Annotated in this window: 16 protein-coding genes; 12 read left to right on the forward strand and 4 right to left on the reverse strand. The window is 36.1% G+C overall.

Annotated elements, in window-relative coordinates:
• The first annotated feature begins 5 nt into the window (after nt 1-5).
• From BK579_RS09390 to BK579_RS09420, 7 genes are all read left to right on the forward strand, one after another.
• Nucleotides 6-929: a carbohydrate ABC transporter permease gene (locus BK579_RS09390; RefSeq protein ID WP_078544938.1), complete on the forward strand. Its 924-nt coding sequence runs from the start codon at nt 6-8 to the stop codon at nt 927-929.
• Nucleotides 930-1,045: 116 nt separating this feature from the next.
• Nucleotides 1,046-2,059 (forward strand): endo-1,4-beta-xylanase, encoded by a 1,014-nt coding sequence (locus BK579_RS09395; RefSeq protein WP_078544939.1) that lies wholly within the window; start codon nt 1,046-1,048, stop codon nt 2,057-2,059.
• A gap of 108 nt (nt 2,060-2,167) precedes the next feature.
• On the forward strand, nt 2,168-4,270 hold the full coding sequence (locus BK579_RS09400) for an alpha-glucuronidase family glycosyl hydrolase (protein WP_078544940.1): 2,103 nt from the start codon (nt 2,168-2,170) through the stop codon (nt 4,268-4,270).
• A 108-nt stretch (nt 4,271-4,378) separates the two neighbouring features.
• Nucleotides 4,379-5,785 (forward strand): glucuronate isomerase, encoded by a 1,407-nt coding sequence (gene uxaC, locus BK579_RS09405; RefSeq protein WP_078544941.1) that lies wholly within the window; start codon nt 4,379-4,381, stop codon nt 5,783-5,785.
• Between the two features lie 12 nt (nt 5,786-5,797).
• Nucleotides 5,798-7,303, forward strand: coding sequence for a GH39 family glycosyl hydrolase (locus tag BK579_RS09410; protein ID WP_078544942.1), 1,506 nt, complete (start codon nt 5,798-5,800; stop codon nt 7,301-7,303).
• 233 nt (nt 7,304-7,536) lie between these two features.
• On the forward strand, nt 7,537-8,682 hold the full coding sequence (locus BK579_RS09415) for a family 8 glycosyl hydrolase (RefSeq protein WP_204524779.1): 1,146 nt from the start codon (nt 7,537-7,539) through the stop codon (nt 8,680-8,682).
• 1,461 nt (nt 8,683-10,143) lie between these two features.
• The gene (locus BK579_RS09420; protein WP_078544944.1) at nt 10,144-11,121 is read left to right on the forward strand and encodes a nuclease-related domain-containing protein; all 978 of its coding nucleotides are present in this window, start codon (nt 10,144-10,146) and stop codon (nt 11,119-11,121) included.
• Between the two features lie 43 nt (nt 11,122-11,164).
• Here the strand turns inward: BK579_RS09420 and BK579_RS09425 are convergent, their stop codons facing one another.
• A complete protein-coding gene (locus tag BK579_RS09425; protein WP_078544945.1) occupies nt 11,165-12,337 on the reverse strand; it encodes an ROK family transcriptional regulator in 1,173 nt (390 codons plus the stop codon).
• 291 nt (nt 12,338-12,628) lie between these two features.
• Between BK579_RS09425 and xylA the strand changes: the two genes are divergently transcribed.
• The 4 genes from xylA to BK579_RS09445 all read left to right on the forward strand — a co-directional run bounded on the left by xylA (nt 12,629) and on the right by BK579_RS09445 (nt 16,965).
• On the forward strand, nt 12,629-13,960 hold the full coding sequence (xylA, locus tag BK579_RS09430) for a xylose isomerase (protein WP_078544946.1): 1,332 nt from the start codon (nt 12,629-12,631) through the stop codon (nt 13,958-13,960).
• 61 nt (nt 13,961-14,021) lie between these two features.
• Entirely contained in the window at nt 14,022-15,521 is a 1,500-nt protein-coding gene (xylB, locus tag BK579_RS09435; RefSeq protein ID WP_078544947.1) for a xylulokinase, read from the forward strand.
• A gap of 140 nt (nt 15,522-15,661) precedes the next feature.
• Nucleotides 15,662-16,657, forward strand: a complete 996-nt coding sequence (locus tag BK579_RS09440; RefSeq protein WP_078544948.1) for a Gfo/Idh/MocA family protein — start codon at nt 15,662-15,664, stop codon at nt 16,655-16,657.
• Between the two features lie 125 nt (nt 16,658-16,782).
• Nucleotides 16,783-16,965: a hypothetical protein gene (locus BK579_RS09445; protein ID WP_078544949.1), complete on the forward strand. Its 183-nt coding sequence runs from the start codon at nt 16,783-16,785 to the stop codon at nt 16,963-16,965.
• Nucleotides 16,966-17,061: 96 nt separating this feature from the next.
• Here BK579_RS09445 and BK579_RS09450 read toward each other — a convergent pair whose 3' ends face one another.
• From BK579_RS09450 to BK579_RS09460, 3 genes are all read right to left on the reverse strand, one after another.
• Nucleotides 17,062-17,925 carry a hypothetical protein gene (locus BK579_RS09450; RefSeq protein ID WP_078544950.1) on the reverse strand — a complete coding sequence of 288 codons (864 nt, stop codon included), beginning with the start codon at nt 17,923-17,925 and terminating at the stop codon, nt 17,062-17,064.
• Nucleotides 17,926-18,046: 121 nt separating this feature from the next.
• Entirely contained in the window at nt 18,047-19,495 is a 1,449-nt protein-coding gene (locus BK579_RS09455; protein ID WP_078544951.1) for an arabinan endo-1,5-alpha-L-arabinosidase AbnB, read from the reverse strand.
• A 216-nt stretch (nt 19,496-19,711) separates the two neighbouring features.
• Nucleotides 19,712-20,629: an ArsR/SmtB family transcription factor gene (locus BK579_RS09460; protein ID WP_078544952.1), complete on the reverse strand. Its 918-nt coding sequence runs from the start codon at nt 20,627-20,629 to the stop codon at nt 19,712-19,714.
• Nucleotides 20,630-20,907: 278 nt separating this feature from the next.
• Between BK579_RS09460 and BK579_RS09465 the strand changes: the two genes are divergently transcribed.
• Complete coding sequence (locus BK579_RS09465; protein ID WP_078544953.1) at nt 20,908-21,891, forward strand: aldo/keto reductase; 984 nt, start codon at nt 20,908-20,910, stop codon at nt 21,889-21,891.
• Nucleotides 21,892-21,933: the final 42 nt, after the last annotated feature.

The raw sequence follows: 21,933 nt of genomic DNA on the forward strand, positions 1-21,933 counted from the left end.
TTCCCATGAAAAATCCATTCAAAGTCAGTGCGCGCCATTCCTCAATGGGAGACCGTATTTTCGACATTAGTAACTATACATTTATGATATTCTTATGTGCGATCATGCTTTATCCAATGCTAAACACATTGGCGATCTCACTAAATGATGCAACAGATTCTATCAAAGGTGGCATTTACTTATGGCCACGTGAGTTCACTTTCTATAACTATGAGCATGTATTTGGTGAAGCATCTCTAGTAAACTCATTCTTTATGTCAGTATTAAGAACGGTATTAGGTACTGCGATTTCTGTATTCTGTACGGCAATGGTTGCATATACGATCAGTCGTCAAGAATTTGTATTAAGAAAGTTTGTAACGATCGCGTTTATTTTAACGATGTATTTTAATGGTGGATTAATTCCAAACTTCCTATTAATGAGAGACTTAGATCTAATCGGAAGCTTCTGGGTTTATATCTTACCAGGTATTATCGGAGTATTTAACTTAATCGTTGTTCGTTCATTTATTGAAGGATTACCAGAGAGTTTAATGGAATCTGCAAAGATTGATGGTGCAGGTGACTTTACAACATTCTTTAAAATTGTTTTACCATTATCATTACCGGTATTAGCAACTGTTTCATTATTCGTTGCGGTTTTCCAATGGAATTCTTGGTTTGATGTATTTCTATTCAACTCATCAGTTCCAGAATTAAGTACATTGCAATATGAGCTAATGAAAATTCTACAAAACTCAAATGCTTCAATGTCTGGTAAAACGGCTGCAGATGCATTTGCCAATGCTCAGGCTAGTGCGAATGTTGTAACTCCAACATCAATTCGTGCAACAATGACAATTATTGCGAGTGTACCTATTATTCTAGTATATCCTTTCGTTCAAAAGTACTTTGTAAAAGGTTTAACGATTGGTGGAGTAAAGGGCTGATCTTTAGTTTAACTCATTTTAAAATCTATTCATCTACGAGCCCTTATCATATTAATGGCTCGTACTTGTTTAAATGAGACTTTTTCACAAAAAATATAATTATTTGGGGGAGAACAATGAATCAAACGCAACTTCAAAAAAAGGTTCCGTCATTATATGAAGCTTTTCAGAACAATTTCTCAATCGGGGCTGCTGTCAACCCAAAAACATTAGTGTCCGGAAGCGATTTACTAGTTAACCATTTTAATAGTTTAACATCAGAAAATCATATGAAATTTGAAAATTTACAGCCTCAGGAGGGCGTGTTCACCTTTGAAGAAGCAGATCAACTCTTTGCTTTTGCAGAAGCAAACGGAAAGATGGTTCGCGGACATACTCTTGTTTGGCATAATCAGACACCTGATTGGGTATTTCAAGATGGTGACAAACCTGCTACACGAGAACTTGCTCTTAAGCGCATGAAAGATCATATTACAGCTGTGATGGGACGTTATAAAGGTAAAATCTATGCTTGGGATGTTGTTAACGAAGCTGTTACAGATAGTGGTGAGGTATTACTAAGAGATTCAAAATGGTTACAAGCAGTTGGAGAAGATTATATTGCAAAAGCGTTCGAATTTGCACATGAAGTAGACCCAGATGCACTGCTTTTTTATAACGACTATAACGAATCAGACCCTGGGAAAAGCGAGAAAATTTATACCCTTGTGAAATCACTTTTAGATCAAGGTGTACCTATTCATGGTATTGGACTGCAAGCACATTGGAATATTCATGATCCTTCATTGGAGAATATCCGTGCTGCAATGGAACGATATGCGTCATTAGGATTACAACTTCATATCACTGAGATGGATGTTTCAGTATTTAAATTTGATGATAAAAGAACAGACCTCCTAGAACCTACCGAAGAAATGGTTGAATTACAGGAACAACGTTATCAACAGTTTTTCGATATTTTCAATGAATACAAAGAATCTATTAGTAATGTAACCTTCTGGGGAGTTGCGGATGATTATACATGGTTAGATTATTTCCCAGTTGCTAGTAGAAAGAATTGGCCATTTTTATTTGATAAAAACCATCAACCAAAGTCATCATTTTGGAACATTATAAACGATCAAAAATAATGATTAGAAAAGGCTCTTTAGAAAAGAACATTGGTTAATGAAATTAATCGTACTTAAACTAGGGCTATCCAATAACATAATCTACGAATTAAATCATAGGAGGAATCCATGAAAAATAATAGTACAGAAATTCAAGTGGAGCAACTCGGACTAAGTCAATATGACGATTATTCTTGTTGGTTACAATATACAAAAATTACAAATCAAAAGTGGATTGAAAACAATCAATCTCTTTTATCACAAATAGAAGTTTTAACAAGCTCATTAGTTGTAGAATCTGCAATGCAGGAGATTCTAACAGCAATCAATGGAATGGTTGAGATCACTCCTAGTGTTTCAACTGAACCTAAAAATCAATCTGCAATCGTGTTAACAACTGCTGCTGATCCTTTGGTTAGTGATTATGTCGACCTACAAGTGTTTGAGTCAATAAATAATGAGGGCTATATAATCACTTCAGTTGCTGTCGAAGGTTACCGTAAGCTGTTGTTAGTTGGGAAAACAGATAAAGGTATATTATATGCAGCATTTCATTTGCTTCGTTTAATAAAAATGGAAGAGGATATCAAGCAACTCCATATTGTTGAAAGTCCTACAAACCAATTAAGAATGCTTAATGAGTGGGATAATATGGACGGCTCCATTGAACGTGGTTATGCCGGAAATTCTCTTTACTTCGAAGACAATCGTTTCACTGAAAACTTTGAACGAATTAAGGATTACGCGCGACTTTTATCATCGATTGGTATTAATGGGATATCAATCAATAATGTCAATGTGCATGAAGTAGAAACAGACTTAATTACTGAGAAGTTTCTACCAGATGTGGCTAGAGTCGCTGATATTTTTAGAGCATATGGAATTAAAACGTTCTTAAGTGCGAATTATGCAAGCTCGATTCAGCTTGGTGGACTTGATACAGCAGATCCACTTGATGAAGGTGTACAGCAATTCTGGATTAAAAAAGTAAAAGAGGTATATAGTTATATTCCTGATTTCGGTGGATTTGTTATTAAAGCGGATTCAGAACATCGACCAGGTCCGTTTACCTACAACCGTAATCATGCAGATGGAGCAAACATGCTTGCAAGAGCGCTTGAGCCATTCGGAGGTATCGTTTTCTGGAGATGCTTCGTTTATAACTGCTTACAGGATTGGCGTGATCGTAGTACGGATCGTGCAAGAGCTGCGTATGATCATTTTAAACCACTTGATGGCCAGTTTATGGATAATGTTGTTTTACAGATTAAAAACGGACCAATGGACTTCCAAGTCAGAGAGCCGGTTTCACCATTATTTGGGGCAATGCCAAATACGAATCAGGTCCTTGAATTCCAAGTGGCTCAAGAATATACAGGACAACAGAGACATCTATGCTACCTTATTCCGCAATGGAAGGAAGTACTAGATTTTGATACGTATGCTAAAGGAGAAGGCTCAACCGTAAAACGAATTGTCAATGGTGAGCTTTATAGCAATAAGCTTAGTGGAATTACAGCCGTAACAAATACAGGGAATGACCGAAACTGGACGGGGCATACACTTGCACAGGCAAACTTCTACGGTTATGGCCGTTTGATATGGAACCCAGACTTAACGGCGGAAGAAATCACTGAAGAGTGGATTAAAATCACTTTTGGTAATGATCCAGAGGTGTTTGAGACCGTTTCTTCGATGTTATTAAATTCATGGGAAATCTATGAAAATTATACAGCTCCACTTGGTGTAGGTTGGATGGTCAATATTCATCACCATTACGGACCAAGTGTTGATGGGTATGAATATTCTGTATGGGGAACGTATCATTTCGCAGATTGGAAAGGGATTGGAGTAAACCGTACTGTTAAAGACGGAACTGGATATACAGGGCAGTATTTTAAAGAAGTAAGTGACATGTACGAATCACTTGACACTTGTCCAGATGAACTGGTTTTATTTTTCCACCACGTCCCATATACACACAAGCTGAAATCTGGAGTTTCGGTGATACAGCATATTTACAACACACACTTTGAAGGTGTGGAGCAAGCAGATCAGCTTGTGGAGAACTGGAAGCAGCTTGAAGGGAAAATTGATTCTGCTAGATTTGAAGGTGTTTTAAGCAGACTACAAGAACAAGCAGACCATTCTCGTGAATGGCGTGACCAGATTAATACGTACTTTTATCGAAAATCAGGCATTGCTGATGAACTAGGTCGCGAGATTTACTAAGGGTGAGTTGATAAAGATCGAAAAAGGTCTTAATAAACATTTTAAAAAGGTGCAAGTAACCATGATATGGTCTCTCGCACCTTTCCCTATAGTAGGAGGTGTTTCACTATGAAATCATTCATCCATGATGATTTTATCCTGAATAATGAGGCTGGAAGGCTTCTTTATCATCAATTTGCCAAGGATCTACCCATTATTGATTATCATTGCCATTTAAACCCCGAAGAAATTGCTGAAGATAAACAGTTCAAAAACATTACTCAAGTTTGGCTAGAGGGAGATCATTATAAATGGCGGGCTATGAGAAATATCGGGATCGCTGAGAAGTATATTACTGGTGATGCAGATGATTATGAAAAGTTTAAAGCATGGGCTAAAACGGTCCCTTATTGCCTAGGAAATCCTTTATATCATTGGACACATCTTGAATTAAAGCGTGTTTTTGATGTGGATTTACTATTAAATGAGGAGACCTGCCAAGAGATATGGGAGATTTGTAATACCAAATTGCAAAGTCCTGACTTTAGCGCTCAGAAACTCATTGAAAAGTTTAAAGTGAAGATGATTGGTACTACCGATGACCCAGTTGATGATTTACTTTTTCATAAAGAATTGAAGGAGAAGTTACCGAATACAAAAGTTCTAGCATCGTTTCGTCCAGATTTATTTTTGAAAATATCAGCACCTACATTTACCCAGGTGGTTGAGAACTTAAGTAAGAAAGTCGACCGAGAGATTACTAGCTTCGAAGAATTTCTAGCGGGTTTAAAACAGAGAGTCAGCTATTTTCATGAGTTAGGTTGTCGGATTTCAGATCATGGATTTGAATATTTACCATATGAAGATTGTACAAAAGAAGAAGCTGAAGACATTTTTTCATTTCGTTATAGTGGGAAGATGATCACAGCTCATGAAGAGAACAAATTCATGACTTATATGATGCTTTTTCTAGGGAAACTATATCACTCACATGATTGGGTCATGCAGTTACATATTGGAGCAGTCAGAGACAATAATTTAAGAATGCTGGAGCGGATTGGACCTAATACTGGTTATGATTCAATCAATGATTTTGAATTAGCAAAGCCACTGAATTCTTTGTTAGGTAAATTAGATCAACATAATCAATTACCAAAAACGATTCTTTATAGCTTAAATCCTGCCCATAACGAAGTCATCGCTACAGCAGCAGGGAATTTCCAAGGAGAGGGAATTAAGGGGAAAATTCAGTTTGGTTCTGGCTGGTGGTTTAATGATCAAAAAGACGGGATGATCAGACAATTAAAAGATCTCGCAAATTTTGGTATTTTGGGTACATTTGTTGGGATGCTGACTGATTCTAGAAGCTTCTTATCCTACACAAGGCATGAGTATTTTCGGAGAATTCTATGTGATTTAATCGGAAGTTGGGCTGAAAAGGGTGAGGTGCCCTATGATTTAAATCTTTTAGGAAAGTTAGTTGAAGACATATGTTACTACAATGCAAGAGATTATTTTAAACTTCATGAGAAATAGAGGAGTGAAATCATGGAAACCATCCAAGTTCAATTAAACCAGGTTAGTTCGTTTAATAAGAATTGGCAATATTGCGTAGGAACAGGCAGATTAGGGTTAGCGCTTCAAAAGGAATACTTGGAACACCTTAAGTTAGCGAAAGAAAAGATCGGGTTTAAGTATATCAGAGGTCATGGTCTACTATCAGATGATGTTGGAATCTATCGAGAAATAAAGGTTGGGGATGAGGTTCGCCCTTTTTACAACTTTACTTACATTGACCGTATTTTTGATTCTTTTTTAGAATTAGATATTCGTCCTTTTATTGAGTTTGGTTTTATGCCGAAAAAATTAGCCTCTGGTGATCAAACGATCTTTTATTGGGAAGGAAATGTTACCCCACCAAATGATTATCAAAAGTGGCATGATTTAATTGTTGCAGTGGTGTCGCATTTTATTGACCGATACGGCATAGAAGAAGTACTTCAATGGCCGTTTGAGGTGTGGAATGAACCGAACCTTGTTAACTTCTGGAAGGATGCGGATAAGGAGGAGTACTTTAAATTATATAAAGTTACCGCACTTGCCGTGAAATCTGTTCATCCTGATCTACAGGTTGGTGGTCCAGCTATTTGTGGTGGTGCTGATCATTGGATTACTGATTTTCTAGCATTTTGTGAACGTGAAGAAGTGCCGGTTGATTTTGTTTCAAGGCATGGTTATACCTCTGAAGCACCAAAGAAGGTTACTCCAGATTATTATTACCAAGATTTATATGAACCAACAGATTTACTTGATCAATTTAAAATTGCAAAAGAGTTGATAGAGGAATCGTCATTCCCAAATCTACCTTTTCATATTACCGAATATAACACGTCTTATAGCCCGATCAACCCTGTTCATGATACAACCTTAAATGCTGCTTATTTGGCGAGAACGTTGAGTGAGGGTGGAGATTATGTTGACTCCATTTCTTATTGGACTTTCAGTGATGTGTTTGAAGAATTAGATGTACCTAAAGCACAGTTTCATGGCGGATTTGGGTTAATTGGATTAAATCAAATTCCAAAACCAACCTTCCATTTATTCTCGTTTTTTAATCAGCTAGGAGAAGAACAGCTATACCGTGACGACAAGATGTTAGTTACAAGAAAGCAAAACGGTGTGATTTCTCTTGTCGCTTGGAATGTGGTGATGGAAAAAGGAGAAGGCTTCGAAAGAACGATAGAATTAAAAATTCCTGTTGGGTTTAAAGATGGTTTTGTGAAACGACAAACCATTGACGAGAATCATGCGAATCCATGGAAAGTATGGCAACAAATGGGCAGACCAAGATTCCCAGATAAAGCCTCAGTAGAAACATTAAGAGAAGCTGCAGTACCAAAAATAACTACAGCTAGGCTTGAAGCAGAAGAGGGAATCGTTACACTTCTTATTACTCTTACAAAAAACGAAGTAACATTGATAGAAATAAATCCAATACGCGATGAAACTGAAAGCTATGTAGGGTTAGATGATTCATTGATTACTTCTTATTAAAATCTAGTCCTAAAAAGATTGATAAGGTGTGCGCTCTTTGAGGGAAATGAGTAGAGATCTACTTAATTCCTTTGGGATTTAGCGGGTACAAAGAGACCCCGCAGGAGCAGTAGGCGACGAGGCACGCGGACCACTCCACGGTATGCCGCGAGTGGATCGGAGCACATGGAACTCTGCTATCTGGGTTATTTCCAGGGAAGATATTAAAAAATGGAGGAATTCAAATGACGACTATGACAAATCAAGGTTCATTTTACACTGGTGTTTATCGTAACTTATTCAAGGAGTACGGCTATACTGAAGAAGAAATTCAAGCTAGACTAGAAGATAGCTGGAATAAAATCTTTTTTGGTGACGAAGATACAAAGATTTACTTTGAGCCAGATGAAAAGAGTGGCTATCTGCTTGATACAGGTAACAATGATGTGCGTACAGAAGGTATGTCATACGGAATGATGATGGCTGTTCAACTTGATAAAAAAGACGTATTTGATCGTATTTGGTATTGGACAAAGAAAAATATGTATATGACTGAAGGCTTACATGCAGGGTATTTTGCTTGGTCATGCCAACCTGATGGAAAGAAAAATGCCTATGGTCCTGCTCCTGATGGGGAAGAGTTCTTTGCACTTGCATTATTTTTTGCTTCACATCGTTGGGGAAATGGAGAAGAAGAGCCATTTAACTACAGTGCACAAGCAAGAAAGCTTTTAAGTGATTGTATCCATAAAGGTGAAAATAATGATGGTCATCCAATGTGGAATCCAGAAAATAAATTAATTAAGTTTGTACCAGAAGTGGAATACTCAGATCCTTCATACCATCTTCCACATTTTTATGAGTTGTTTGCATTGTGGGCGAATGAAGAGGATCGTGAATTTTGGAAGGAAGCAACGAAGGCAAGTCGTGACTATTTGCACATTTCTTGTCATCCAGTAACAGGCTTAGCACCAGAATATGCCTTTTATGATGGAACCCCGAATGATGAGAGAGGGTATGGTCATTTCTTTAGTGATTCATATCGTGTTGCTGCTAATATCGGGTTAGACTATGAATGGTTCAAGGCAGATCCATGGCAGACAGAAGAAGCTGATAGAATACAAGGTTTCTTTGCAGATAAGCAACCTGAAGATTATCGTCGTTATCAAATTGATGGGACTCCATTTGAGGAAAAATCATTACATCCAGTTGGGCTAATTGCAACAAATGCAATGGCTGCATTAGCTTCGGTCGATGGTCCACACGCTCGTGAAACAGTTGAACTATTTTGGAACACACCAGTTCGTACAGGTGTAAGAAGATATTATGATAACTGCTTGTATATGTTTAGTATGTTAGCTTTAAGTGGGAATTATCGGATTTGGATGCCTAAGAAATAATAATATTTTTGAGAGAAGGTACTTAGTGCGGTCTAGGTACCTTTTTTCTGTGAAGTTACGTCGAAGAATCGATAAATGATGATAAGTGGACAATAAAATAATAGAATTGGCTAATAAAAGTCCCGAAGTGGTAGATACTGAGTCAAAACCCGCCAATAAACCAGTGTGGCACACGATTCTAAGTAGGAAATGAGTGGCAGAGATCCACTTTTTTGTGAGGTAATTGAAGTTTCTGTAGGGTTTAGGTTGAAAAATTGATAAAACATAAAAAATGGCTAATAAACTAACAAAAGTGGCCAATAAAAGTCCCAAAGTGGTAGATACCGAACCAAAACCCGCCAATAAACCAGTGTGGCACACGATACTAAGTAGGAAATGAGGGCCAGAGATCCACTTTTTTGTGAGGTAATTAATGTTTTTACATGGGATTGGTTGAAAAATTGATAAAACATAAAAAATGGCTAATAAACTAACAAAAGTGGCCAATAAAAGTCCCAAAGTGGTAGATACCGAACCAAAACCCGCCAATAAACCAGGGTGGGATACGATACTAAGTAGGAAATGAGGGCCAGAGATCCACTTTTTTGTGAGGTAATTAATGTTTTTACATGGGATTGGTTGAAAAATTGATAAAACACAAAAAATGGCTAATACACTAACAAAAGTGGCTAATAAAAGTCCCAAAGTGGTAGATACCGAACCAAAACCCGCCAATAAACCAGGGTGGGACACGATACTAAGTAGGAAATGAGGGCCAGAGATCCACTTTTTTGTGAGGTAATTAATATTCTTAAAGGAGTTAGGTTGAAAAAATTGATAAGATGCGATAAGTGGCTAATAAACTAACAAAAGTGGCTAATAAAAGTCCCAAAGTGGTAGATACCGAGCTAAAACCCGCCAATAAACCAGGGTGGGACACGATACTAAGTAGGAAATGAGGGCCAGAGATCCACTTTTTTGTGAGGTAATTAATGTTTTTACATGGGATTGGTTGAAAAATTGATAAAACACAAAAAATGGCTAATAAACTAACAAAAGTGGCTAATAAAAGTCCCAAAGTGGTAGATACCGAACCAAAACCCGCAAATAAACCAGTGTGGCACACGATACTAAGTAGGAAATGAGGGCCAGAGATCCACTTTTTTGTGAGGTAATTAATGTTTTTGAAGGGTTTAGGTTGAAAAATTGAAAAGATCTGAAAACTGGCTAATAAACTAACAAAAGTGGCCAATAAAAGTCCCAAAGTGGTAGATACCGAACCAAAACCCGCCAAAAAAACTTCCCACAAACCTTAAAAACCACAAAATAACCACAAACAAAGCCGTTAAGTTAGATTTTTAACAACAATAGTTACTAGAGCACACCATTTTTCACTCTAAAAATCAAAATATCGTCATTCGCTTATTGATTTTCCTCATTATAAAATTAATCCATTCAAATAATTGAGAGGAGTCCCATAAGATGATTTTAAAAGAAAGAAAATATCCACTAATAATGAAACAGTTGCAAGCCCTTATTCGAAGAATTCCTCCAAATCATCCCACACGTCAAGTAGTCATTGATGATTTTAAAAAAAGAGAAGCAGGATACAAAGGGGAAGTATCCATTGATTATCATTTGAGTTTTCTAGATAACAAGGAATTTTACATATTACATGACCTTAGATTAGCTGATGATCAACTCCGTTACTTTCAAATTGACACGCTCATCTTATCTTCAAAAATGTTTATAATACTTGAAGTAAAAAATATTGCTGGAACATTGATCTTTGATAACGACTTTAAGCAACTAATTCGTGTAAAAGAGGGGGAAGAAACAGGATTTAGATATCCTATCACTCAAACATCAAAGAAAGAATCTCAATTTCAAAACTGGCTTAGAGACAATCGATTTACTTTACCACCCATTACATCATTTGTTGTTATTAGTAATCCCCAAACAATCATAAAAGCCCCAACTGCAACTCGAATCATTTCCCAAAAAGTAATTCATAGTGAAAATATAGTAGAAAACATTAGTCGAATAGAGAGTTTACAAACAAAGGATGTAAATACAGACAAAGAATTAAGAAAACTTGCACGTCATCTAATTAAGCAACATGTTGAGTTCTTTCAGGAATCTATTCTTTCGAAATATAACCTTACTATTACTGACTTGATTAAAGGTGTAATATGCGAATACTGTAACAATGCACCACTAAAACGAATTCATGGAAATTGGTATTGTTCTATATGTAACAATGAAAGTCGTGAAGCTCATATACCAGCTTTGTTGGATTACGCTTTAATCATTTCACCGACAATTACTAATTCACAACTAAGAGAATATTTGTTAATTGATTCTGTTTCAGTCTCAAATAAATTATTAAAAACACTAAACCTTGATCATCAAGGACAAAAGAAAATGAGAATATACTATATACCATTTAATTTACAATAAAAAACCCACAGAAAATTCCGTGGGTTTTGCTTATAATAGTTGTCTATGTCTGCTCCACTAATTCTTCCTGCTTAAAGAAGTTCTCAACAACAAATGCTGAAACTCCTAGGGCAGCTGGATAAATCGTTAATTCAGAAAATTTAATCGACAACCCTTGGTGATGGAATGGTAGTGATTGTTCAAGGATCGTTTCCATTACGGATTCTTCTAGTAATTCCTTTGCCATCGTCATCCGATTCCCAATTATCACTTGCTGAGGATTAAGTGTATTCACTAGGTTTGTGATTCCGAAACCAATATATTGGCCAACACGCTTAAATAAATCAATTACTTCTTGGTTTGATTTTTTGGCTTCCTCAATTAATTCCTCAAGTGTCATGTCTGTTTTAAAAAGCTCTCTAGCTTCTTTTAAAAGTGCATGCTCGGATGCATAAGCTTCCCAGCATCCGTTTCTACCGCAGCTGCATTTTCTTCCATTAATATCAATCAGCATATGTCCAGATTCTCCGGAAAAGCCATTTTTTCCACAGTACAATTCACTATTTAGAATAAGTCCAACACCAATCCCAATACTAGCACTAATATAAGTAATGTTTTCAAAAAGCTGTCCCGCCCCAAATCTCATTTCACCATATGCACCAGCATTTGCTTCATTTTCGACGATGATAGGTAGCTCAAATTCTATTTCGAGTTCTTTCTTTAATAAAGCATCTTTCCAACTTAAATTAGGAGCTAATAAAATTTTCCCTTCCTTATTAACAATACCGGGAACTCCTACACCGATTCCAACAACTCCGTAACGGCTATTTGGAGCCATTTCAATCAGATGACGGATAAAGTCTTTTACTTGACTCGTGACAACTTCATAATCAAGGTGTTTTAAAGGAATATTTTTTTCGTAAATGATCTTTCCTTGGAGGTCAGTAAGAACGCCTAAAAGATAGTTAACTCCAATATCAATTCCAATCGAATATCCAGCCACTTGGTTAAATAGAAGCATCACAGGTCTACGTCCACCACTTGATTCTCCAGGACCTGTTTCATATACAAGATCTTCATCTAATAACTCATTTACTAATGAAGATACAGTTGATTTATTTAAACCAGTACGCTGTGAAATCTCTGCGCGAGATAAGGGAGCTTGATCTTTAATCATTTGTAGTACAAGTGATTTATTATTACGCTTAACAACTTGTTGATTCCATGTAATTTGCATGTTTTTCGCCCCTGTAATTTTTTGAGATAGAATTAGTATAAATTATTTAAACGCATATTGGTATTTTCCTTAATTTTCAGTCCTTTTTATGTGGCAAAAGGGACTATATATCAAGTTTCAATTCTATATTTTATCTTTAAAAATATTTTATCATAAACTTAGTTTATTGGATAGACAAATTAAGTTTTGGGTGGTATACTCAGGTTAAGTTAATAGTTCGTACGCTTTCAGAAAGCGATTACAACTATTAAATTACAAATTAGATTAATAGAATCTTAGGAGGAATTTAAAATGGCTTATTTTCCAAATGTAAACAAAGTTAAGTATGAAGGCCCAAATTCAAACAATCCTTTCGCATTTAAATATTACAACCCAGAAGAAATCGTTGGCGGAAAGTCAATGCAAGAATACCTTCGTTATTCAATCGCTTACTGGCATACATTTACTGGTGAAGGTTCTGACCCATTCGGTGCTGGAACAGCAATCCGTCCTTGGGACCACCTAACTGGTTTAGATAAAGCAAAAGCTCGCGTTGAAGCAGCATTTGAATTTTTCGAAAAAATGAACGCTCCATTCTTTGCATTCCACGATGTGGATATAGCTCCAGAAGGAAGCACTTTAAGAGAATCTAATAAAAACGTTGATGTTATTGTTGCAATGATCAAAGAATACATGAAAACTAGCAACACAAAATTACTTTGGAACACTGCAAACATGTTCACAAACCCACGTTATGTGTTCGGTGCAGCTACTTCTTCAAATGCTGATGTATTTGCTTACTCTGCTGCAAAAGTGAAAAAAGGTCTTGAAGTTGGTAAAGAGCTTGGCGCTGAAAACTATGTATTCTGGGGTGGACGTGAAGGTTACGAAACTCTATTAAATACTGATATGGGTCTTGAACTTGATAACCTTGCACGTTTCTTCCACTTAGCTGTTGATTATGCGAAGGAAATCGGCTTTGACGCTCCATTCTTAATCGAGCCAAAACCAAAAGAGCCATCAACTCACCAATACGACTTTGATGTAGCAACTGGTTTAGCATTCTTACAAAAATATGATCTTACTGATCACTTTGCATTCAACATCGAAGCAAACCATGCTACATTAGCTGGACATACATTTGAGCATGAATTACGTACAGCTCGTATCAACGGAATGCTTGGATCAGTAGATGCAAACCAAGGTGATACATTACTTGGATGGGATACTGACGAATTCCCAACAGACTTATATACTACAACTCTAGCTATGTATGAAATTATTCAAAATGGCGGTCTTGGTAAAGGTGGATTAAACTTCGATGCGAAAGTACGTCGTGGTTCATTTGATACTGATGACTTATTCCACGCACACATCGCTGGTATGGATGCATTCGCTATCGGATTTAAAGTTGCTCAAAAACTAATCGATGACAAAGTGTTAGAAAACTTTATTGCTGATCGTTACAGCAGCTATACTCATGGTATCGGTAAAGATATCGTAGAAGGTAATACAGATCTTCATAAGCTTGAAGCATATGCATTAGACTTAGGAGATATTCAAAACAAATCAGGTCGTCAAGAGATGTTAAAGGCTACAATTAACCGTTATATCTTAAATGTTTCTGCAGGTGTGACTGTATAATAACAACTTGAAAGGATGTGTCAGTGGCACATCCTTTTCTTTGAATAAGGAGTGAGTATAGATGAAATATGTATTAGGTGTTGATCTAGGTACAAGTGCTGTAAAGGTTTTATTAGTAAACCAACAAGGTGATGTTGTTCAAGAAACTTCAAAATCATATCCTTTAATCCAAGAAAAATCAGGATATAGTGAACAAAACCCAGAGGAATGGGTTGAAAAAACAACAGAAGCATTAGCTGAAATCGTTTCTAACTTTAATGGAAGTGTTGAAGATATTGAAGGAATTAGTTTTTCAGGTCAAATGCACGGTTTAGTATTACTTGATGAAAATAACGAAGTGCTTCGCAATGCGATTTTATGGAATGATACAAGAACGACAAAACAGTGTCAGGATATTTACGAGCTTGTAGGCCAAGAGAAATTACTTGAAATCACAAAAAATCCTGCACTAGAAGGTTTTACCTTACCAAAAATTTTATGGGTAAAAGAAAATGAGCCTGAGGTTTTCGCCAAAGCTTCAGTATTCTTACTTCCAAAGGATTATTTACGATATCGTATAACAGGAAAGCTACATAGTGAGTATTCCGATGCTGCTGGGACACTTCTATTAAATGTAGCTGAAAAAAGCTGGAGTGAAGAAGTGTGTAACTTAGTTGGTGTTCCAGCAAAGTTATGCCCACCACTTGTTGAGTCATTTGATTGTGTTGGCACACTTACTTCTGATTATGCCGGCGCTACTGGATTATCCGAGAGTACTAAAGTATTTGCTGGTGGTGCAGACAATGCATGTGGTGCTGTTGGCTCAGGTATTTTATCAGAAGGTAAAACATTAGCTAGTATTGGAACATCAGGGGTTATCTTGTCTTATGAAACTCAAAATGATCTAGATTTTGAAGGGAAGGTTCATTATTTTAACCACAGCCAAGAAAATGCTTATTATACAATGGGTGTTACTCTTGCGGCAGGCTATAGTTTAAGCTGGTTTAAGGATGTTTTTGCATCAGGAGAAAGCTTTGAAAGCTTTGTGGATGGAATTGATACTGTACCAGTTGGTTCTAATGGATTAATGTTCACACCATATCTTGTTGGTGAGAGAACACCTCACGCAGATTCAGTGATTCGTGCTAGCTTTATTGGTGCTGATGCGTCACATACTCGTAAGGATTTTGTTCGTGCTGTTATTGAAGGAATTACCTTCTCATTAAATGAGTCCATTGAAATCTTCCGTGAAAATGGGAAGAAAATTGATACGATTATATCAATCGGTGGCGGAGCAAAAAATAAAACATGGTTACAAATTCAAGCTGACTTATTTAATGCTGAAATCATCAAGCTTAAGAGTGAACAAGGGCCTGGAATGGGAGCAGCCATTTTAGCTGGATTTGGTGCTGGTTGGTATAGTACTTTACAAGAGTGTGCGGATAAATTCACTGAACCTGCTGAAAAGTTTGTTCCAATAGCAGAAAACGTTGAAAAATATCAAAAGCTATTTGGTATTTATAAGCAAATTTATAAACAAACAAAAGAACTAAATCAGCAGTTAGTTGAATTTAGATTATAATAGGCACGTTTCTGAAAGTTTGATTCAAAAACAGCCTTATAATAACGTTAAGCCCTCTCGGACATTTATTTGAGAGGGCTTTCTTTTAAGAAGGCAAAAGTTACTATTCATTGTATAATAGAAATATAGGAGGCGATAATATGACAACAATTAAATGGGGAGTTTTAAGTACAGCCCACATTGGACAAACACAATTAATCCCAGCAATTAAGACGGCAAAAAATGCTGAGGTTGTTGCTATTGCAAGTCGAGGAGAAAAGGCAATTGAGGTTGCTGAAAATTTAAAAATACCAAAATCTTATACTAGTTACGAAGAGTTGCTCGATGATCCTGAAATCGATGCAGTATATATTCCTCTTCCAAATCACCTACATAAGGAATGGGTTATTAAGGCAGCAGAAAAAGGTAAGCATGTTTTATGTGAAAAACCAGCATCGTTAACATCAACAGAAACAAAAGAAATGGTAGATGCTTGTGAAAAGTATGGTGTGAGGTTTATGGAAGCATTTATGTATCAATTCCATCCTCAACATGAGCGCGTGAAGGAAATTCTTCAATCAGGTGAAATTGGCGAAATTAAATTAATGAAATCGAACTTCTCATTCTTTTTAGAGGATCGAACTGGAAATATTCGAATGGACCCAACTATGGGTGGCGGTAGTATCTTTGATGTTGGTTGCTATTGTATCCATTCAACAAGAAATATCTTGGGCAGTGAGCCTATCTCCGTTGAAGTTAAAGCTAAGATTGATTCAGATTATCAAGTAGAGACAACTTCATTTGTGACAATGAAAATGGAAAACGGCGTAGATGCTATTTTTGATAGTAGCTTCGATATGGCTTTTAGACAAACATATGAAGTGATTGGGACAAAAGGAACGATTACCGTTCCAGCAGCATACCGTCCAGATGTAAATGGAAATATCGGTGTAGTGATCGTTGATAAAGGTTCAGTAAGAAGGGAAGAGAAAATCTATGGAGAGCAGTATGTTCTTCAGGTTGAACACTTCTCAGAAGCGATCTTAAATCCTTCGCTTGAACTAAAATATTCTGGTGAAAAAGCTGTGAAAAATATGAAGGTGATTGAAGCCTGCTATGAATCTATAAAAAGTGAAGCTATAGTAAATTTAAAATAACATATTTTTCTTAAATAATCCTTTTCGATTAAGTGGAGAAAAACAATAACAACAAGGGTTAGTTTGAGGTGCAATGTGAATTGTACCTCTTTTTATTGTAAATTCCGCTGGAGGGGAGGTCTAATATGGAAGCTTTCGTAATTATTATTTTATTGTTAAATGTATTAGTAGTAGGCTTTGTGATTTGGTGTGTATCAAGCATAAACGAGAAACTTGAGCTGCTAATAAGGATACAACTAAAAAAAGATAACATACATTTTAATGATAAATCGATGGAAGAAGAAATAGAAAAGTATAAAGATAGGTAAGACATTTTTTACTCCAGAGAATTTATAAAAGCAAAAAAAGATCAACACCAATTCTTCTTTAAGATGGCGTTGATCTCTATTAATATTAAGCCTTGTTTAATTCATAGCATCAGTAATCACTTCATATTGTAATCCTAGCCCATCTTCAACGACTATATGGAGTTTTGCATTGTTTCCTAATTCACCTTCGACAGCATCCAAAGTAATAAAATCGCTGTAAAAAAGATACTCACTATCTGGATCTGGTTTCATGTTGTCAGAAAGCTCTAATAAGTTAAATTCTTTTATTGCTTTTCCATTAATCGTAAGATATGCCATTGCACTCTGTATTTTAAGCGCCTCACGATTACTATCAACCATAAATTCACTTTTCAGAGGATTATTGATATCAATATGTAAGTCATAATCACGATTGCCATTATGGTTTAAATGCGCATTAATGATAATCCTAGTATCTAATTGTTCTTTGAAGTTTAAATCCAGTAGGTCTTCACTTCGTGTTCCTGATTCAGAAGAAGCGATTACCTGTGTTTCATAATTACCTTTCAAAGGAAATGTATGCTCTACTGAATAATTCAATCCATCTTTATGAGTCGCTTCTAACTCAGTCCAATCATCTGTAGTAGTTTCACGGTATAAGAAAGAGACATTTTCTTTTTGAAGTTGTTCACGTAAGGTCCAGTTTATCTGCACATCGATTGTGTTGCCTTCGATATCTACATGTAAGACTTCATAATTCTTTTCTGGAATCCATAGCTGTTCTTGCATAAATTCATTCATTCTCATACCAACCTCTGAGGAAATGTTATGAACCGAATGATTCATACTATCTATCTCATGGCTCAAAGAGTCGAGCATATACAATCTCTCTTCTAAGTTACTAACCTTGTTATAGCTTACAATATTAAAGATGATAAGAACCCCTATTGCAATACCTAAAATCTTATCTCGTTTTGACAAAATACTCACTCCCAGTATGTACTCATAAGTAATGATACCTTAAAAATTACACGTTTTGTTGAAATACCTCTATAAAATGGAAAAACACACCCAAAAGTGCGGTGTGTTATAATTATAATTCCTATTCTACTTTACTACCCCAAATGGCTGTACCATTTTCAGATAAAGCTGTAAAAGTCATCACATGCTTTTCATTGATATCATCATATTGAAGGACAAATACACCATCGTAGGTCATCTCGTCGATCGTTAATTCTACGGAATAGTCACCCGTTTGCTCCCAAGTACCAGTCACTTCACCAGCAATTTTACCATTCTTCTTTAGTTCAATGATCATTGATTCCTTAAGAGTAGCTGAGATATCTTTTCCGTGGTTAATGAATTTATAGTCACCAATCACTTGATTTTTATTGATTTTTCCAGTCGTTTCGCCGCCATAACGATATGGAGCTAATAAAGGCCAGCCATCTTTGTTAAAGAACATTTGATGAACTCTTACTTCATGCATTTCTCCTGTGTCAGGGAAACGTGTATGGAAGAAATTAAAATATTTATTCGTTTCTTCATCATAGTGTGCCGAGTTATGTCCTGGTGAAACATATCCATAATGTGCTTCATCGACTTCTTCATTCTCACTCCCTAAGAATTTGAAATTTCCTACTAACTTTGCTCCATAAGGCTCAATTGAAACATCATCAAAAATTGTCCCAGGTTTACCATGTGCATCAATCATATCATTGCCTTCAACATCATTGAACGGACCATCTGGATTTTCGGAACGTGCAACACGGATATTGTAACCACCTACAGCATCAAGTCCACCATATGATAAAAATAAATAATAATAGTTTGTTTCAGGATTATAAAGCATATAAGGTGCTTCAATGCGACTATGGTTAGCACCAAGCAGTTTTTTTCCATATCCTTGTCCTTCATATGGAAAACCAGTCTTAGGATCGAGTTTTAAGATGAATATTCCCCCAGAATAAGATCCATAAACCATCCACAGGTTTCCTTCATGATCAAAAAACGTATCAGGGTCTACTGCATTTGGATGGTAGGTTGCATCATATATTTTGCCATCCTCACTTGGCTGATCCCACATTCCTGATTTTAAAATAATTCCTAAATCCTCATATGGTCCTTCAATATTATCTGAAACAGCGATTCCCATTGCCGATCGTGGAGAATCGCCTTTACAGGCATTGTAATACATATAGTAGCGGCCATCTTCTAATTGAATAACATCTGCAGCCCAGAAGGTGTTGGTCTGAGCCCATTCAAAGGTTTCAGCCATCTCTTCTAATGCGTTTGGAATTACTGGATTGCCAGGATGAACCCCTTCAGATACTTGTTCCCAGTTCATAAGATCCTCAGACTTTGCTGAAGCTAAATGAGAGCCAAATACATAGTAAGTGTCATCTGTTTTAATGACAGAAGGATCATGCACAGTTACATTCGTAAAGCTTGGTTCAGGGAAAGTAGTTGTTTTCATTTCGCTATCATTGCTGCTACATGCACTAAGAGCTAAGGCAAAGAAAGCAGCTATGACTAATTTCGATCTCTTCATATAACGACCTCCTAGTAGTCTATTAACTTTTTGATAGGTCATAAATCCGTAATATTAAACAACAAGCCTGTAAGCCTTTCCAATCCGTTACACATTTATACTATCAATTATATTATAAATATAATTATTCATATTAATCAATAATAAAATTGTTAACGAAATAATCCCCCCTGCAGCTTCTACAAAGAGAGAGCAAAAGGGAGGATTTATCATTAGTTATAATTTTTGTTCCTTTGTATAATACAAGCGGAAGATGATGTCTTGATTATAGTTACCAAAACCGGCCCCAAATAAAGTAACACCGCCAACATGTTCCTCTTCTTTATTTACAGCAACTCTAAAGGTCCATTGCTTTTCTCTAATTCCTACATTTTCTAATGTTACATCAGATATCTTAATTCCATCCATAAATGTACCATTAGAAGTGATTCGCAAATACTTTAAAAGCCCATACTGATTAATATGGCTTGGCCACCATGAAGGTGTATACTTTCCTTTATTATCAGCAAAATCACCTGGACTTGTCCATTTGCCTAATTGGACTCCATTTAAGTAAAAAGAGATATCTGAAGGCCAATTGCTATTCGAGTCTGGTGCTTCCGACGATATTTCCATTGAAATCTCTAATTCTTCAGGTTTATTACTACTTAATAAAAAGTTAGGAATTTTGTATTCTACATAGCCTTGACCAAACCAAAGAATACTAGCATTTACACGATCATGATCTAAAAAATATCTTGGTTCATCAAATTCACCAATTAGTTTTTCGCGTGTTGCTATTCCACAGGTTGGCTCAATAGTAAAGTCAGTATAATGTCCTACAGGTACATCAAATTGATGGAACTCTTTTATTTGTTTAAGCTTCTTAGGAAAAATGATTTCAATTTTATCTACATCTAGTACGCATAGTTTTTGAACACCTGCTTTACCAGGAATCATATCTGTATAAATGATTTTTGCTTTTTCTAATTTTTTCACGTGCATCGTCATGATTGCACTACTGAGCTCAGTAGCTTCAGCTAATTCTCGAATGTTCATTGGACGTTCAGCTAGTAAATGAATGATCTTTATTCTTACAGCGCTAGCGAGTGCCTCATAGACTGGTAAATGTTCATTAGAGATATTAATTTCCATAGGATAATCCCCCATAATTCTTTAAGTTAATAAAAATATTAATGTAATAAATTAAATATACACTTTGAAATTTTGTTAAACAAGGTTATGGGCTGATATAGAAATAGAGAGGAATAAAGACTGTGGAAATTACTACAATACCGAGTAGGCACATCGGTTAGAAGTACTGGAGTAGATTCAAAAGTTTTACTTATATCAATAGGTGGATTAAAATAGAAAGTGAAAGCGTAAACAGACCTATTAAGTTTTAACCATTTTTTATAGTAGGAGTGAAATAAATGAAATATCGTCAGTTAGGGAACACAGACTTAAAAGTAAGTGAAATAAGCTTTGGTACATGGGCGATTGGTGGCTCATGGGGAAGAACAAATGATGAAGAATCACTGAAAGCTCTAGAAACAGCTATGGATCGTGGCGTGAACTTTTTCGATACCGCTGATGTGTATGGAGATGGACATAGTGAGGAATTGTTAGCACAAGCGACAAAAGGCAAAGAAGATAAAATTCATATTGCTACTAAGTTTTGTCGTGCGGGGGATATTTATGATCCTAAAACTTATTCCGAAGAACAGGTTCGTACATATTTAGAATCGAGCTTAAAACGTTTAAATCGTGAAGCGATTGATTTATATCAAATTCATTGCCCACCTTTTGAAATTTTAAAAGATGGAAAAGTATTTGAAGTACTTGATAAATTAAAGCAAGAAGGAAAAATTAGACATTACGGTGTAAGTGTAGAATCTGTAGAGGAAGGGTTATTCTGTTTAGAAAATCCAAATGTAAGTGCACTTCAAGTAATCTTTAATATTTTCCGTCAAAAACCAATCGAGGAACTATTCCCTAAGGCACAGGAAAAGGGTGTTGGTATCCTTTCCAGGGTTCCACTAGCTAGTGGTTTATTAACAGGAAAATTTACGGTTGATACTAAGTTTGAAAATGATGACCACCGAAATTTTAACAAAGATGGAGAAGCATTCAATGTTGGTGAAACATTTGCCGGATTAGAATTCAACCGTGGAGTTGAATTAAGTGGACAACTTGGTTGGATTGGTGAAAACCGTAAATCAATGGCAACGGCTGCTTTAAGATGGTGTCTTGATCAACAAGGTGTAACTTGTGTTATTCCAGGATTTAAATCAGTTAAACAGGTTCTTGCAAATCTTGAAGCGCAAGAAGTACCAGCGTTTTCAGAAGAAGAGCTTGAAAAACTAACTCAATTTTATCGTGAAAATGTGGCAGATTATATTCGTGGACCATATTAATAGACAGTTGAAGAGTGGACTTTGCGTTCACTCTTTTTTCTA

Source organism: Litchfieldia alkalitelluris, from assembly GCF_002019645.1.
Lineage (GTDB): Bacteria > Bacillota > Bacilli > Bacillales > Bacillaceae_L > Litchfieldia > Litchfieldia alkalitelluris.

What these genes read in the sequence shown, in the direction of transcription:
- BK579_RS09390 (WP_078544938.1), top strand. Translation starts at nt 6, where the DNA reads ATGAAAAATCCATTCAAAGTCAGTGCGCGCCATTCCTCAATGGGAGAC.
- BK579_RS09395 (WP_078544939.1), top strand. Translation starts at nt 1,046, where the DNA reads ATGAATCAAACGCAACTTCAAAAAAAGGTTCCGTCATTATATGAAGCT.
- BK579_RS09400 (WP_078544940.1), top strand. Translation starts at nt 2,168, where the DNA reads ATGAAAAATAATAGTACAGAAATTCAAGTGGAGCAACTCGGACTAAGT.
- uxaC (WP_078544941.1), top strand. Translation starts at nt 4,379, where the DNA reads ATGAAATCATTCATCCATGATGATTTTATCCTGAATAATGAGGCTGGA.
- BK579_RS09410 (WP_078544942.1), top strand. Translation starts at nt 5,798, where the DNA reads ATGGAAACCATCCAAGTTCAATTAAACCAGGTTAGTTCGTTTAATAAG.
- BK579_RS09415 (WP_204524779.1), top strand. Translation starts at nt 7,537, where the DNA reads ATGACAAATCAAGGTTCATTTTACACTGGTGTTTATCGTAACTTATTC.
- BK579_RS09420 (WP_078544944.1), top strand. Translation starts at nt 10,144, where the DNA reads ATGATTTTAAAAGAAAGAAAATATCCACTAATAATGAAACAGTTGCAA.
- BK579_RS09425 (WP_078544945.1), bottom strand. Translation starts at nt 12,337, where the DNA reads ATGCAAATTACATGGAATCAACAAGTTGTTAAGCGTAATAATAAATCA.
- xylA (WP_078544946.1), top strand. Translation starts at nt 12,629, where the DNA reads ATGGCTTATTTTCCAAATGTAAACAAAGTTAAGTATGAAGGCCCAAAT.
- xylB (WP_078544947.1), top strand. Translation starts at nt 14,022, where the DNA reads ATGAAATATGTATTAGGTGTTGATCTAGGTACAAGTGCTGTAAAGGTT.
- BK579_RS09440 (WP_078544948.1), top strand. Translation starts at nt 15,662, where the DNA reads ATGACAACAATTAAATGGGGAGTTTTAAGTACAGCCCACATTGGACAA.
- BK579_RS09445 (WP_078544949.1), top strand. Translation starts at nt 16,783, where the DNA reads ATGGAAGCTTTCGTAATTATTATTTTATTGTTAAATGTATTAGTAGTA.
- BK579_RS09455 (WP_078544951.1), bottom strand. Translation starts at nt 19,495, where the DNA reads ATGAAGAGATCGAAATTAGTCATAGCTGCTTTCTTTGCCTTAGCTCTT.
- BK579_RS09460 (WP_078544952.1), bottom strand. Translation starts at nt 20,629, where the DNA reads ATGGAAATTAATATCTCTAATGAACATTTACCAGTCTATGAGGCACTC.
- BK579_RS09465 (WP_078544953.1), top strand. Translation starts at nt 20,908, where the DNA reads ATGAAATATCGTCAGTTAGGGAACACAGACTTAAAAGTAAGTGAAATA.